Raw genomic sequence first — 14,542 nt, forward strand, 5'->3', positions numbered from 1 at the left:
CGCCCGGGACGGTCGGTCCGGCAAGGGTGCCCGGGCCGTCCGATGGAGGACGCCGTGCGAAATGTTATTGCGGGCCCCTGAGTTCGGGGGAGATTTCGCGGATGAGCGGGTGAATTGACAGTGAACCCGCCCTTTCCGCGTGTTGTCAATTTCCCCGCCGAAATATGAAAGATGCAGGTCAGAGGCTTCATGGGGAGGTGCTGCCGCACTCGGTCGCGGAGGTGCCGATCGGCAGGAATACAACCAAGTGCGCACCCCACGAGTCCCCTGTTGTTGTTGAAACAACTTACTCCTCATGGAGGTTAGGAAATGCGCTCTCGCCCCTTCAGCAGCCGTACGTTAAGCGCTGCTTCCGCGGTGACGCTCGCTCTCGGCGCGGGCATCACCGCACCGGTGCTGCTGTCCGGCACGGCAGGTGCCGCGGCGCCGTCGGCCACCGCCGCGGTTGACGGGAAGTCGGTGGTCTACACGGCCGCCGCAGGTCAGACCAACAAGCTGAACATCACCGCGTCGCGGACCGGTACGAGCCTCGACAACCTCACGTACCTCATCGACGACGTCGTCACCATCAAGGCGGGCACCGGCTGCACCTACCCCAGCGGCTCCGACCACACGAAGGTCTCCTGCAAGGTCGACACCTCCGAGAGCCAGGACCCGTACGCCACCCTGGAGCTGTCCGCGGGTGACCGCAACGACACGGTCAAGTACACCAACGAGACCGACAGCACCTACTACTTCGCCCGCCTCGACCTCGGCAAGGGCGACGACACCCTCACCGAGGCGGCCGGCGCCCAGGGCAACTCGATCCTGGGCGGCACGGGCGACGACACCCTCACGGTCAGCGCGTACAGCGTCGTGCTCGGCGGTGACGGCAAGGACACGATCCGCGCGGGCAAGGGCGCCATCTCGATAGGCGGCAACGGCAACGACACGCTCCACGCGGTCGGCGAGAACAGCGACGCCGACGGCGGAGCGGGCGACGACGTGATCCGCGGCGGCGGGAACCGGCAGAACCTGAACGGCGGCGACGGCAACGACACCATCCGCGCCGGAGCGGGCAGCGACTTCCTCTACGGAGGCAAGGGCAACGACGTCCTGTACGGCGAGGGCGGCAACGACACCATCTACGGCAACAGCGGCGACGACAAGCTGTACGGCGGTCCCGGCACGGACACCCTGTCCGGCGGCCCCGGCAGGAACGAGATCCACCAGGACTGACCCACCGGGCGCCCACAGCCGTCGGCGCCCGAGGCCCGCCCCGGGCCCGCGTGCCGCGCGAGCGGCGCCGCGGGCTACGGGCGCGGCGCCAGGGTCTCGACGGTGATGTGCGGCGCCAGGGAGCGGAGGAAGCCGGGTGCGTCGAAGGCGCTGCCCGCGGAGGCGACGCCCTCCCTCCTGATCTGCCCGGTCAGGACGCGGTGCACGGCTTCCACCACGAGCGGCGCGGTGACCGCGTAGATGTCCCGGCCGCGGGCCACGGCACGCCGCTCCCTGCCGCCGGAGCGCACGACGACGTCGACGACGAAGGTCTGCGCCGACCGTCCCCGCTCGTCGACGGCGGCCGGGGCCGGAGTGCCCGGGGCCGTGACCTCCCCGGCCGCCTCGACGGTCATGTAGGTGCGCACGTCGGGAACCGGCAGATGGCTGGGGACCGTGACGACGTCGGCCATCGTGAACTCCCCGATGACGGACCGGGTTCCCATCGGTTCGGGGAAGGTCCACTCCAGGGTGGGCGGGGCGTCGTCGCGGTACTCCAGGCGTCCGTCCGCGAAGCGGACGCGCCGGCCGCCGCGCCGCTCCCGGGAGACCGCGCCCGCGGCACGCGTCCCCTCGGTGGGGTGCCAGCCGTTCAGGCCGTAGGCGACGTGGACCTCGTCGGCCTCCGTCCAGTCGTCCATCGCCGCCGTGGCCACCAGGTCGCCGAGGCCGCCGAAGAAGGCCATCGCGGGCACGATCACCGCTCCCGCGGCGCGGGCCCGGTCCGCGAAGCGGGCGAACGTGTCGGCGTTGGCCTCGATCTCGGCCGCCACGTCCACATACGGGATACCGGCGCGCAGCGCCGCCTCGATCACGGGCGCGGCCGTCGTGGCGAAGGGCCCGGCACAGTTGACCACGGCCGCCGCACCGGACAGCGCCCGGTCGAGCGCGGCCGGATCGTCGACCGGCGCGGGCCGGGCGTCGAGGCCGGGGTGGGACGCGGCCAGCTCCCGCAGCTTGCCGGCGTCACGGCCGGAGAGGACCGGGACGAACCCGCGCTCCCGCAAGTGCGCCACCACGAACCGACCGGTGTGCCCGTAGGCGCCGTACACCGCCACGATCTGCCCCGTTGCCATGACTTCTCCTCTGTGCTTGAACGATCAACGAGGAACATCCTGGCCGGTGCGGACGTCGTGCGTGAGTGTCTGGAACGACATGCCCCGTACAATTCCGGACATGAGTTCTGTCGCGTTCGCCGTCACCGACGGGATGCTGCACTTCGAACTGTCCGTGGCGTACGAGGTCTTCGGCTCCGCCCCGGACGCCGTGCCAGGACCCTGGTACGACGTCGGCGTGTACGGCCCGGACGCCGTGCGGTTCGGCCGGTTCCGCCTGGAGCCCGACCACGGCTTCGACCGGCTCCGCCACGCGAGCACCGTGATCGTGCCCGGCTGGGCCGACGTCGCCGTGGAGCCGCCCGCCGACCTGGTCGACGCGGTGCGCGCGGCCCACCGGGCGGGCGCGCGCGTGGCCTCCCTGTGCACGGGCGCGTTCGTCCTGGCCGCCGCGGGCCTCCTGGACGGCAGGCGCGCCACCACGCACTGGGCGCACACCGACGCCCTGGCCGCCCGCTACCCGCGGGTGGAGGTCGACCCGGACGTCCTCTACGTGGACGACGGCAGCGTGCTCACCTCCGCGGGCAAGGCCGCCGCGATGGACCTCTGTCTGCACCTCGTCCGCCTCGACCACGGCTCGTCGGTCGCCAACGCCGTCGCCCGCCGACTGGTCGTGCCGCCGCACCGCGACGGCGGCCAGGCCCAGTTCGTCACCGCCCCCGTGCCCGCCCGGGACGACCATCCGCTCGCCGGGCTGCTCCCCTGGGCGATCGAGCGCCTCGACGAGCCGCTGACCGTGGAGGACCTGGCCCGCCGGGCCCGGATGAGCTCGCGCCACCTGGGCCGGCACTTCAAGGCGGCGACCGGCACCACCCCACTGCAATGGCTGCTGACCCAACGCGTCCGCCGCGCACAGGAGTTGCTGGAGAGGACCGACGACGGCATCGACGCCATCGCCGCGGCCACCGGCATGGGGACCGCCACGACGCTGCGCCGTCACTTCAACCGCGCCGTCGGCGTGCCGCCGGACGCCTACCGCCGCACGTTCCGCTCGCGCGGCCCGGTCAAGGGCCCCGCACGCGGCGCATAGTCGCCGCTACAGCAAACGATGGGCAAATGTCAGGCGAGCTACCGGTACGCGGGGCCGAGTTCGTCGAGAATGGACGGTGACGGAGAGGGGCGTCAGGGGAACCGGATCGTCGTGATTCCCCTGGCCGGAGGTCAAGTCGCAGGGGGCCGGGAGATGAAGGACGCATCTGGACATCAGCTGGCCGCGCCGAGGATCCACGACGCCGCCGACGGCGTGGTCACCCTCGGCGGGCACGAACCCGAGCTGGTGGTGCGGATCGAGCCGTACGCGGGGATGGCCGCGGGGGATCAGGTCCAACTCAGGTGGGACACCGGGGTGTTGCGCACATCCCGGATCGACACGCAGATCATCGACGCCGGTGAGGTCGGCGAGGCCAAGGTGTTCACCGTCCGCCCCGCCCCGGGCACGGCACGGGTGAGCTACCTCGTGGGCCACCCCGCCGGTGACTGGCACGCCTCGCAGCGGCTGACCGTCACCGTGCGGGAGACCCACGAGAGCCCGCGCCGCCTCACCCGGCCGTGAACCGACCGGTCAGGCGCCGGGCGGCACGCTGCCCTTGATCACGGTGCCGGGCGCGGGCGTGATCAGGCGCGTGAGGTAGTCGGTGACGGCCTTCCGCTCGGCCCCGCCGTTGAAGACCTTCGCACCGTGGCCCCAGCCGTCGACCTCCACGAGCGCCGCCTTGTCGCCGAGGTGCCGCGCGGCGGAGCGGGCCCAGTCGACGGGCGTGGCGTTGTCGTAGCGGGCGTTGATCAGCAGCATCGGGTGCTCGGTGCGGAAGTCGCCCGGCGTCGCGGGCCGCGGCGTGGGGCGCTCCGGCAGGCCCAGGCACAGGTTGGCGTACCCGACGGCGTTGGGCGAGAAGCCGAAGGCGGGCGCGGCCTCACGGGCCGCCTTCTGGTCGGCGAGGTAGGCCGCGGCGTCCGGGGCGCGCAGGTTCAGATCGACGCACACCGCCTGGTCGGCCACGGGCAGCAGCTTCCCGCCCGGCTCCTCGCCGTCCTCCTGCCAGGGCTTCCCGCTGTCCAGGGCCTGGAGGTACTCGCCGACCACCGGCCAGGACGGGGTGAGGAGCATCTGGTCGAGCGTGCCGTTCAGCGCGGCGAGCGTGACCTTCTTGCCGTCGTTGCGCAGGGTGCCGTCGGCGGCCTTGGCGGCCACGCGCCGAAGGACCGCACGCGGGTCCTTGTCGCCCAGCGCGCACGCGTCGTTCTTTCCGCACCACCGGGCGAACTCTCCGAAGGCACGCTCCAGGGCGCGGGCACTCGTGACGTTGAAGTCGCGCCGGCCGACCGCCGGGTCCATCACGCCGTCAAGGACGGCGGCCCGCACCCGCTCGCCGTACAGCTGCGCGTACCGCTGGCCGTAGAGCGTGCCGTACGAGTGCCCGTACAGGGAGACGCGGTCCTCGCCGAGCGCGGCGCGGACCGCCTCGACGTCATGGCTGACGCTGGTCGCGTCGGTGTGCGCGGCCACGGGCCCGGACGCGCGGGCACAGTCCTCGGCGAAGGCACCGGCCCGCTCCCGCTCGCGGGCGAACTCCGCCGCGGAGGCGGCGGGCTTCTTGTCCCGCACCATGGCGACGTACGGCTTCGCCGGGCAGCGCACCGCGCTGCTCGCGCCGACGCCGCGCGGATCGAGGCTGACGATGTCGAAGCGCCGTTCGAGACCGCCCCAGGTGTCGGTGGCCCGGACCGTGTCGACGCCGGAGCTGCCGGGGCCGCCGGGCAGGAACACGAGCGTGCCGACGCGCCGGTCCGGTTCGGCCGCGGTGCGCCGGGCGACCGCGATGTCGATCTTCTTGCCGCCGGGCTCACGCCAGTCGACGGGCACCCGCACGGTGCCGCAGTCGGCCCCCTTCGGCACGCCCTCCTCGGCGCGACAGGCCTTCCAGGCGATCCGCTGCTCCGGGATCCGCACCGCCGCCTCGTCCCGCGCCCCGGACGCCACGTCCCGGTCCTGCCACGCGTACAGGGCGCCGCCGATCCGCGCCCCCGACCACGTGCCGCAGTTCACGTCGGCCTTCGCGGCCACGTCGGAGGGGAACCAGTCGGCCTTCAGGCGCGGCTTGCCCTGCGGCTCTCCGCGCACACAGGAGGCGGGGAACCCGCCGCTCTCCGCCGTGAACCGCATGATGCGGTCCCCACCCGTCGTCGATATCACGTACGAGATGTCCCTGGCGTCGTCCGGCAGCCACCGCGGCACGGACGTCCGGTCCTTCTTCGCCTCGGCGCCGGTCCTGTACGTGGCCCTCTCCTGGTGGTCGTCGAAGGGGTTGTACGAGCCGCCGCACGCCGTCAAGGAGACGGCGAGCGCGGCCACGCCGAGGGCACAGACCGGTGTGCGCGGGATTCGGGGCATGGGCGTCGCTCTCTTCGGGAGTCCTGGAATGCTGCGTTCCTCCACGGTGGCCGGGCGGTGCCGGGCGCCGCCTCAGCCGTTCGATGGATCGGACCCACGCCGGTCCGGCTTTCGGTTGAGCCCTCGCGTACGACCTGGTCCGTACATTCACTGTGTGAACCGCCGTCGCACGCTGCTCCTCGCCCTGCCGCCCGCCCTGCTGCTCTGGCTCGGCGACCTCGTCTCGAACGAGCCGGACGGCTCCTGGCTCCCACTGGTGTCCGGGCCGCTGGCGCTGGGGGCGCTGCTCGCGCGCCGCCGCGTCGCCGTCGAGGCGCTGGCGGCCGGGGCGGCCCTGGCGTCCGGGGCGCTGACGCTCGGCATGCTGTGGCTCGCCCCCGCGGGCGGCAGCTGGGGCCTGCTGGAGTCGGCGGCCCTGCTCGCGCTGCTCACCGTGGCGGCCCGGACGGCACGGGTCCCGGCCGCGTACGTGCTCTGCCCGCTCCTGGCCGTGGCGATCGCGGCCGCGCCGGTGCGCATGGGCTTCCCCTCGGACGCCCAGACCTTCGCGTTCCTGCTCACCGTCGCGGCGGGCGGCGCGCTCGCGCTCGGCTGCTATCTGCGCTCCCTGGACCGGCGCAGGGCCGACGCCGTGACCGCCGTGCAGGAGGCGGAGCGCCTCGCCCTCGCACGCGACCTGCACGACTTCGTCGCCCACCACGTCACCGGCATCGTCGTCCAGGCCCAGGCGGCCCGCACCATCCGGGAGACCGCGCCCGAGCAGCTCGATCCGCTCCTCGCGGGCATCGAGCGGGCGGGCACGGAGACCCTCGCCTCCATGCGCCGCCTCGTGCACGTGCTGCGTGCCGCGCCCGACGCCCCGACCCGGCCCGCCGACCTGCTCACCGAACTCGCCGCCCTGGTGGCCGCGCACGGCGACAGCGGGGCGGCGGCCACCCTGGACGTCTCCGCCGACGCCCGGGGCCTCGCCCTCGCGCCGGAGGTCGAGACGTCCGTGCACCGCGTGGTCCAGGAGTCCCTCACCAACGTGCGCCGCCACGCGCCGGAGGCCGACGACGTCCGCGTGCGGCTGACGGCCGACGGCGGCCGCCTGTGCGTCGAGGTCACCAACGGCCCCGCGCCCGCCGGTGACCGCCCGCCGCCCGGCGGAAGGGGCGGCCTCGGCCTGGTCGGGCTGCGCGAGCGCGTGGAGGCCGTCGGCGGCGGCTTCGCGGCCGGGCCCGCCCCGGGTGGCGGCTGGCGGGTCCGCGCCGCGTTTCCCCCGGCACACCTGCCACACTGACCACGATGAGTGTGACGACCCCCGAGACCGGCTCCGCGCCCCTGCGCGTCCTGATCGCCGACGACCAGGAGATGGTGCGCACCGGCTTCCGCCTGATCCTCGCCGCGCAGCCCGGCATCGAGGTCGTCGGCGAGGCCGCCGACGGCGCCGCGTGCGTGGAGCTCGCCCGGCGGCTGCGCCCCGACGTCTGCCTGGTCGACGTCCGCATGCCGAAGCTCAACGGCCTGGAGGTGACCCGGCTGCTCGCCGGGCCGGACGCGGTCGATCCCCTGCACGTCGTCGTGGTGACCACCTTCGACCAGGACGACTACCTGGACGAGGCGCTGCGCCGTGGCGCGGTCGGCTTCCTGTTGAAGGACGCGGGACCCGGCCTCCTGGTCGAGGCGGTGCGCGCCGCGGCGCGCGGCGACGCCCTGGTCTCGCCCGCCGTCACGCTGCGCCTGCTGCGGCGCACGGCCGAGCGGCACGGCCCGCGGTGCGGCGCGGCGGCCGCGGGTGGCGCGCCGCACGAGCTGTCCGAGCGGGAGCTCGGCGTGGCCCGGCTCGTGGCGCGCGGCCGCACCAACCAGGAGATCGCCGCCGAGCTGTTCATCTCCGTCGCCACCGTGAAGACCCACCTCGTCAACATCCAGGCCAAGCTGGCCGTCCGGAACCGCGTCGAGATCGCGGCCTGGGCCTGGGAGTCGGGGCAGATGGGCCCCGCCTGACGCCTCAGCCGAGCCACCGCACCCCGGTCGCCCGGCGCACGTGCAGGAGCACGTCGAACGCGTCGGCCAGCGAGGCGACCGCGAGGTGCTCGGCGGCGTCACGGGACGGGTCGTAGACGCCGCTGATGACGCGGAGCTTCGCGGGGCCGTCCCACTGGCGGCGGACGTCGTCGTGGCGCAGGTCGAGCCAGCGGGCGGGCACGTCCGCCGAGCCGAGGCGCGCGTCCACGAGGTCCGCGCTCGGCTCGGGAACGGCGACGACGCCGAGGTCCCCGTGGTGGAAGCCGATCGCCACGGAGACGTACCGCCTGCCGTGGCGCTCCCGGAGGTGCGTGCCGACGGTGGGCCGTGCGGCGGACCCGGGGGCCGAGCCCAGGACCGTCCCGGTCGCCGCGGTGTGCGCGATGCCGTCCCAATAGACCAGGCGGGCCCCGCGCCGGGCGTCGTCGAGGGCGTCCGCCTCCGCGGCGGTGTCGCCCGCGAAGCCGCCGCGTCCGGCGACGCTGCCCGCGTGGAAGCTCAGGATCAGCCGCATCCGGGTCAGGACGTCGTCGTTGGCCCCCGGCCGGGCCCGCAGCAGCGCGAGCGCGTCCCGGGCGTGGTCGACGAACGGCCGCCCGGGGTGTGTGCCCCGCGCGCGCTGCACGTGCTCGTCGATGTCGTGCGCGGTGCGGATCGGGTCGAGGTGCGCGGCCAGGTCCGCGAGGAGTTCCGGGGCGGTGGCGCGCACGTGGTCCAGGACGGCGTCGTAGTCCTCGGAGCGCGCCTGCGCGGGCCGCACCCCGAAGATCCGTACGGGGTCGTCCGGGTGCTCCCGGTTGAACTCCCTGATCCAGTCGAGGGCCGCGGCCATCTCGGCGGTGCGCCACGGACGCCAGGCACCGGCGAGCGCGGCCTCGGCCGAGCCCTCGCCGACGCGCACGTACCGGTCGAGGCCGGCGGCGACGTCAGCGCTGTCCTGGAGGGCGAGCGCCCGGAACCCGTGCTGCCGCACCAGGCGGCGGAAGAGCTGGTCACGCAGGCGGAAGGTCTCCCGGGAGAACCGCGTGGACTCACCGATGCCGACGATGTCGGCCCCGGCGGCGAGCCGTTCGGCGAGGGTGTCGAGCGTGGCGTCGGACAGCGGTCCTGAGCCGCCGGGCCGCTGACCGGAGGAGTCCACGGAGGAGTTCACGGGGGAGGGGAGCGGGCGCTGAAGAGCGGTGGTGTCGTGCGTCATGCCGCCAAGACTCATAGGTGAAGTTCGGTTGAGGTCAAGGCGCGGTGGCCTCCTCGTCGTCGGCGGCGGTCACCTCGACCTCGATCACGTCGTCCCGGTCGAAGAGTTCGGCGGTCAGGCGTGCGGTGTCGGCGGTGCCTTCGAGCGCCAGCAGGACGCGGGCGTCGGGGTCGGCCCCGCCGGGCAGCCGGTCGACCTTGACCCGGGCGATGCGGAAGCCGTGCCGGGTGCACGTCTCCATCAGCTGGGGCAGCAGGGCCGTGCCCGTGCGGTACGTCATGCGCAGCTCGAAGGCGGAGCCGCTCGCGCGGGGCAGCAGACGCGCGGCGAGCCGTGGATAGCCGCGGACGACGAGGAAGTGCAGCGCCGTCGCGGCCAGGGCGAGGACGGGCAGTCCGCCGCCGCAGGCCATGCCCACCGCGCAGGTGAGCCAGACCGTGGCGGCGGTGGTGAGGCCGCGCACGACGTCCTGGCGTACGAAGATCAGGCCGCCGCCGACGAAGCCGATCCCGGAGACGATCTGCGCGGCCACCCGGGAGGGGTCGAAGGAGACGCCGGGCAGGCCGAGCGCGCCCGCGAAGCCGTGCTGGGACACCTCCATCATCAGCGCGCTGGCGATGCCCACCAGGGTGTGCGTGCGCAGCCCGGCGCTCTTGTGCCGGGCCGCCCGCTCCCATCCGATGAGGCTCGACAGGAACAGGGCAAGCCCGAGTTCGGTCAGCTGCCGCGGGCCCTGCCCGCTCCGCAAGCCCCACAGGGGCACCGCCAGATGGACCACGCACACCTCCTGTCACCGCCCTCGCCCCTGCCCCGGACGGCAGCGGGCACACCTGCCGCCTCCTCGGCGGGGGGCGCGCGCTCCGCCCATGGCCCGGGTGAGGGCCGCGTACAGGAGCGAGGTGGTGACGATGCCGACGGGCAGGGAGAGGTCCATGCCGCCCAGGGCGTGCGCGACCGGTCCGGTGTAGGCGGTGTCGACGCACAGGGCCGCCGCGGTGACGCCGCCCGTCAGGGCCAGGGCACCGGCCGGGCTGACCCCGGCGGTGTACCAGAAGGGGCCGGCGGGGGTCTCGTCCATCAGGGCCGGACCGTCGTAGCGGTTGCGGCGCAGCAGGATGTCCGTGGCGTAGAGGGCGGTGGCGGGGCCGAGCAGGACGACGGTGAGCTGGAGGACGTTGCTGACGGTGTCGAGGAAGTCGGAGACGAGGAGCGCGTACAGGGTGAGGGAGACCGCGGCGGCGCCGTCGACGATCACGCTGCGGGAGCGCCGGATGCGGATGCCGACGGCCTGGAGGGCGAGCCCGGCGCTGTAGGAGGTCAGGGCGTTGAGGGCGATCGTGCCGAGGACGAGGGCGAGCAGGAAGACCGGGTCGAACCAGCCCGGCAGGATCCGCTGGAGCCCTGCCTGAGGGTCCGTCATGTCGACCGCGGTCGCGGCGAGCGCCCCGAGGGAGCACACGGCGACACCGGGCACGAAGCCGCCGAGGGCGGTCCAGCCGAGAACGGCCTTGGCGGACGTCGTGCGCGGCAGATAGCGGGAGAAGTCGGCGCTGGTGGTGTACGACAGCGGAGCGGAGCCGACCAGGGTGACGCCGGAGATGAGGGCCGTCCACAGCGGGGCGCCGGTCAGCGGCTCGGCGGGCGCGTAGGAGTAGTCGGCGTGCTGGAACACGCGGACCGCGACCACGGCGAAGACAGCGGCGAGCACCAGGGTGATCGGCAGATACAGCCGCAGGATGGTGGCGTGGCCGTAGACGCCGATGGTCAGGGTGAGCGCGGCGACGGCGAGGACCACGGCGACCTTCACGCCGGTGCCCGCGGTGACACCGGTCTTCTCGACGAGCGAGAACGCGGCGGTCGCGGCGGCGGCGAGGTTCAGGGCGAAGTACGCCACGGAGATCATCCAGCCGACGACCGCGTTGTTGACGCGGTTGCCGCGGATTCCGTACATCGCGCGCGTGATCACTTCGCTCGGCGCGCCCGCGGCCGGGCCGGATATGGCGAGCAGCCCGGTGAGCGACCAGAACAGATTGCCCGTCACGATCACGACGAGGGCCTGCCACAGGGTCAGGCCCATCAGGACCAGGGTGCCGCCGATGACGAGGCTCAGATAGTTGACGTTCGCCGCGGCCCAGACGGAGAAGAGGCGCCGGGGGTGGCCGTGGCGCTCGTGCTCGGGGATGTGGTCGATGCCGTGGGCCTCGACGCGGACCGTCCCGCCCGTTCGAGGCGGCTCCTCCCGGTGTGCCGTCCGGGGGTTCGGGGGGACTTCGTGCGGGTCGGGAAGCGTGGACGCCATGCGGCCCCTCCGGATGCTGGGAACCCACCTGCTTGTTTATTGGTCGCACACTCAATAGCATGGATTCCATGACGTCAAGGCTCCAGAACAAGCGAATCCGCAAGTCTCCAACGGAAAGGCGTGCGGAAATCGTTGCGGCAGCGGCTCGGGTGGCTCTGGCCGAGGGCCTTGAGTGCATCACGCTGCGGCGCATCGCCGAGGAGCTCGCCGTGCGGCCGGGGCTGATCAGCCACTACTTCCCGGCCGTGGACGACCTGGTGGCCGAGGCCTACGGCACCGCCGCGGGCGCCGAGCTCGACGCGCTCCTTCCGGCCGAGCGCGCCGACGCCACCTGCGTCCAGCACCTGGCGCGGTTCTTCGCCCGGACCACGGGAGAGGCCTACGACGACATCAGCCGCCTCTGGCTCAACGCCCGCCACCTCAGCCGCTACCGGCCCGCGCTGCGCGACCGCGTCAGCGCGCAGGAGGCCGCCTGGCGCGACCGGTTCGAGGGGCACATCCGCGACGGCGTCGCCCGGGGGGAGTTCCGCACCGACGACCCGGTGGTGACGACCGCGCACATCCTGATCGTCCTCGACGGCCTCGGCATGCTCGTCAACAGCGGTGACACCGTCGGCGACGCGCCCGAGGTACTGCGCCTGCCCGCCACTACGGCGGAGCGCGAACTCGGCCTGGAACCGGGCTCGCTGAGCGAGGTGACCCCCGACTGACGCTCCGGCGGCGAGCCGGGCAGCTCCGGGTGCCCCCGAGACCCAGGTGCCGCCCCCCCGCCCGCACATCGCCGATCCCCACGACGAGTCGAGCGCTGCCGACCTCCCGCAGCACGCCGAACGCAGCGCGGCATTCACCCGACGACCCCGCAAGGAGACCTCCCGTGCGCACCTCCCTCATCCTGCTCTCGGCCCGTCTGCTCGACCCGGAGTCCGGCGAGTTCCTGCCACAGACCGCGCTCGCCGCGGCGGGCGGACGCATCACCGCCCTCGGCGACGACCAGGAGGTCCGCGCCCTCGCGGACCCCGCCACCGAGGTGATCGACCTCAAGGGCGCGGTGGTGACACCCGGTCTGGTCGACGGACACATCCACCCCGTCACCGGCGCCGAACTGACCCGCGGCCTGGACCTGTCGGCCTGCACCGACGTGGCCCAGGTGCGCGCCGCGCTCGCCCGCGAGGTACGGGACCTCGCCCCCGGCGCGTGGCTGCGCGGCTGGGGCCTGGACCCCAACGTGTTCGCGGACGCCCCCGTCGAGTCCGCCCCCTTCGACGCCGTACTCGACGGCGTGCCCGCCCAACTGCTGCTCTTCGACGCGCACTCCATGCTGGTCAGCCGCCGCGCCCTCGAACTCGCCGGGGTCGACGGGCCCCGGACCTTCGACCAGGCGACCGCCGAGGTGGTGTGCGACAGCGCGGGGCGGCCCACCGGGCTGCTCCTGGAGGAGGCCGCTTGCGAGCTCGTGCAGCGGGTCGCCCCGCAGCCCACCTACGAGGAGCGCCGCGCCCGGGTCGCCGCCGCGCTGAAGACCATGGCCGCGGCGGGCCTCACCGGTGGCCACGTCATGGACGCGGGCGGCGACAGCCTGGCCTTCTACGCCGAACTCGAGGCGGCCGGGCAGCTTCCGCTGCGGCTGCGGGTCGCCCCGTGGTGCCAGCCGGGGACCGACGCCGACGGTGTGCGCGCGCTCATCGACCAGCAGGGCGAGGGCGGCCGCCTGTGGCGCACCGACGGCGTGAAGATCTTCATGGACGGCACCATCGACAACGGCACCGCGTGGCTGGAGCGGCCCGACTGCCACGGCGAGTCCCGGCACGCCTTCTGGCCGGACCCCGAGGAGTACACCCGCGTCATCGGCGAGCTCCACCGCGCCGGAGTGCCCACCGCCACCCACGCCATCGGCGACGCGGCGGTACGGCACGTCCTCGACGCCGTCGAGAAGGCCCAGGCCGACGACTGGCGCGCGGTACGGCACCGGGTCGAACACATCGAGACCGTCCCCGACGACACCTTGCGGCGGTTCGCCGAACTGGGTGTCGTCGCCTCCATGCAGCCGACGCACTGCTGCGACTTCACCCGGGCCGACCACACCGACAACTGGTCGCGCCGCCTCGGCGAGGAGCGGGCCGCCCGTGCCTGGCGCTGCCGCGACCTGTACGACTCCGGGGCCGTCGTCGTCCTCGGCTCCGACTGGCCCATCGCGCCCGCCCCGCCGCTCGGCGTCATGGCCGGGGCCCGCCACCGCCGCCCGAGCCGTGACCTCAGCCGGCCCCCGCACGGCCCGGAGCAGGCCCTCACGGCGCTGGAGGCGCTCCAGGGCATGACCGTCAACGCCGCCTACGCGGCCGGCGCGGAGCACGAGGCGGGACGCGTCGCGATCGGCCACCGCGCCGACCTGACGGTCCTCGCCGCCGATCCGCTCACCACCCCCGCGACCGAACTCCCGGACCTTCCGGTGCTGCTCACCGCCGTCGACGGCAGGCCGACCCATCGGGACGCCCGGCTGTGACCGGTCGGCTCAGGCGTGGCGGCAGGCGCCTGAGAGAATGATGTGTATGGCACATATCGGTGAGGCGGTCGCTCGCGGCGGCCGCGACGCGTGGCAGTCCCCGGCCGCTGACGGCGGCCACGGCACGCCGGATCCCCTGGTCGTCGTGGCCGCCGTGGTCGTTCAGGAGGGGCGGCTGCTGGTGGTGAGCAAGAAGGCGGCGCCAGAGGTGTTCTATCTGCCGGGCGGCAAGCCCGACGCGGGGGAGGAGCCGCTGGAGGCCCTGGTCAGGGAGCTCGACGAGGAACTGGGCGTCCGGCCGGTGGCGCCGGAGTTCCTGGCCGAGATCGAGTCGACGGCCGCCCTCGAAGGGGTGCCCCTCCAGCTGACGGTCTTCACCGCGGGCCTCAGCCGGGCGCCCCGCCCCGCGGCCGAACTGGCCCACCTGCGGTGGATCACGGGCACCGAGACCGACATCCGGCTCGCTCCGGCGGTGGCGGGGCAGATCCTGCCGATGCTGCGGCGCGACGGGCTCGTGCCCGTGGCCTGAGGCGGCCCGACCCGTCGGACGGGGCCCGGGCCCCCGGCGAGCCCGGGGGATCCCGGGCGTCCCGCAGGCCGTGGACGCGCGCGTGCTCGGGCTCCGCGCATCAGGCGGACGCTCTCGCCAGCCTGGCCGAGATCCTCCAGGCCTCGGGGCACGCGGCAAGGCGGCAGGTCGTGGCCCGGAACGGGGTGTGGAGCCGGGGGAGGTGAGCAGGGCGCGACCGGTCCCGCCTGTCCCAGAGGGTGC

At 74.0% G+C, this 14,542-nt stretch carries 13 protein-coding genes; 8 read left to right on the forward strand and 5 right to left on the reverse strand.

The window, feature by feature from the left end:
- Nucleotides 1-357 precede the first annotated feature (357 nt).
- Complete coding sequence (locus tag C9F11_RS41340) at nucleotides 358-1,218, forward strand: calcium-binding protein (protein WP_249402102.1); 861 nt, start codon at nucleotides 358-360, stop codon at nucleotides 1,216-1,218.
- A gap of 74 nt (nucleotides 1,219-1,292) precedes the next feature.
- Here C9F11_RS41340 and C9F11_RS41345 read toward each other — a convergent pair whose 3' ends face one another.
- Nucleotides 1,293-2,333, reverse strand: coding sequence for a saccharopine dehydrogenase NADP-binding domain-containing protein (locus C9F11_RS41345; protein ID WP_138965535.1), 1,041 nt, complete (start codon nucleotides 2,331-2,333; stop codon nucleotides 1,293-1,295).
- Between the two features lie 100 nt (nucleotides 2,334-2,433).
- Here C9F11_RS41345 and C9F11_RS41350 point away from each other — a divergent pair, with 100 nt between their 5' ends.
- Nucleotides 2,434-3,402, forward strand: coding sequence for a helix-turn-helix domain-containing protein (locus C9F11_RS41350; RefSeq protein ID WP_138965537.1), 969 nt, complete (start codon nucleotides 2,434-2,436; stop codon nucleotides 3,400-3,402).
- Nucleotides 3,403-3,555: 153 nt separating this feature from the next.
- Nucleotides 3,556-3,924 carry a hypothetical protein gene (locus C9F11_RS41355; RefSeq protein ID WP_138965539.1) on the forward strand — a complete coding sequence of 123 codons (369 nt, stop codon included), beginning with the start codon at nucleotides 3,556-3,558 and terminating at the stop codon, nucleotides 3,922-3,924.
- Nucleotides 3,925-3,933: 9 nt separating this feature from the next.
- On the opposite strand, the gene C9F11_RS41360 is transcribed toward C9F11_RS41355, so the two are convergent.
- Nucleotides 3,934-5,763, reverse strand: a complete 1,830-nt coding sequence (locus tag C9F11_RS41360) for an alpha/beta fold hydrolase (protein WP_138965541.1) — start codon at nucleotides 5,761-5,763, stop codon at nucleotides 3,934-3,936.
- Nucleotides 5,764-5,917: 154 nt separating this feature from the next.
- On the opposite strand from C9F11_RS41360, the gene C9F11_RS41365 reads away from it, so the two are divergent.
- On the forward strand, nucleotides 5,918-7,045 hold the full coding sequence (locus C9F11_RS41365; RefSeq protein ID WP_249402103.1) for a histidine kinase: 1,128 nt from the start codon (nucleotides 5,918-5,920) through the stop codon (nucleotides 7,043-7,045).
- Nucleotides 7,046-7,050: 5 nt separating this feature from the next.
- A complete protein-coding gene (locus C9F11_RS41370) occupies nucleotides 7,051-7,752 on the forward strand; it encodes a response regulator transcription factor (protein WP_138965545.1) in 702 nt (233 codons plus the stop codon).
- 4 nt (nucleotides 7,753-7,756) lie between these two features.
- Here C9F11_RS41370 and C9F11_RS41375 read toward each other — a convergent pair whose 3' ends face one another.
- From C9F11_RS41375 to C9F11_RS41385, 3 genes are read right to left on the reverse strand one after another with little or no spacing between them, the layout of a single operon-like run.
- Entirely contained in the window at nucleotides 7,757-8,971 is a 1,215-nt protein-coding gene (locus tag C9F11_RS41375; protein WP_249402104.1) for an erythromycin esterase family protein, read from the reverse strand.
- Between the two features lie 34 nt (nucleotides 8,972-9,005).
- Nucleotides 9,006-9,749: an MgtC/SapB family protein gene (locus C9F11_RS41380; protein ID WP_138965549.1), complete on the reverse strand. Its 744-nt coding sequence runs from the start codon at nucleotides 9,747-9,749 to the stop codon at nucleotides 9,006-9,008.
- A 12-nt stretch (nucleotides 9,750-9,761) separates the two neighbouring features.
- On the reverse strand, nucleotides 9,762-11,270 hold the full coding sequence (locus C9F11_RS41385; RefSeq protein WP_138965551.1) for a cytosine permease: 1,509 nt from the start codon (nucleotides 11,268-11,270) through the stop codon (nucleotides 9,762-9,764).
- 68 nt (nucleotides 11,271-11,338) lie between these two features.
- Between C9F11_RS41385 and C9F11_RS41390 the strand changes: the two genes are divergently transcribed.
- From C9F11_RS41390 to C9F11_RS41400, 3 genes are all read left to right on the forward strand, one after another.
- The gene (locus C9F11_RS41390) at nucleotides 11,339-11,980 is read left to right on the forward strand and encodes a TetR family transcriptional regulator C-terminal domain-containing protein (protein ID WP_138965553.1); all 642 of its coding nucleotides are present in this window, start codon (nucleotides 11,339-11,341) and stop codon (nucleotides 11,978-11,980) included.
- A gap of 164 nt (nucleotides 11,981-12,144) precedes the next feature.
- On the forward strand, nucleotides 12,145-13,770 hold the full coding sequence (locus C9F11_RS41395; RefSeq protein ID WP_138965555.1) for an amidohydrolase: 1,626 nt from the start codon (nucleotides 12,145-12,147) through the stop codon (nucleotides 13,768-13,770).
- Nucleotides 13,771-13,816: 46 nt separating this feature from the next.
- Nucleotides 13,817-14,299 (forward strand): NUDIX domain-containing protein, encoded by a 483-nt coding sequence (locus C9F11_RS41400; RefSeq protein WP_138965557.1) that lies wholly within the window; start codon nucleotides 13,817-13,819, stop codon nucleotides 14,297-14,299.
- The last annotated feature ends 243 nt before the right edge of the window (nucleotides 14,300-14,542 follow it).

Source organism: Streptomyces sp. YIM 121038 (assembly GCF_006088715.1).
GTDB lineage: Bacteria > Actinomycetota > Actinomycetes > Streptomycetales > Streptomycetaceae > Streptomyces.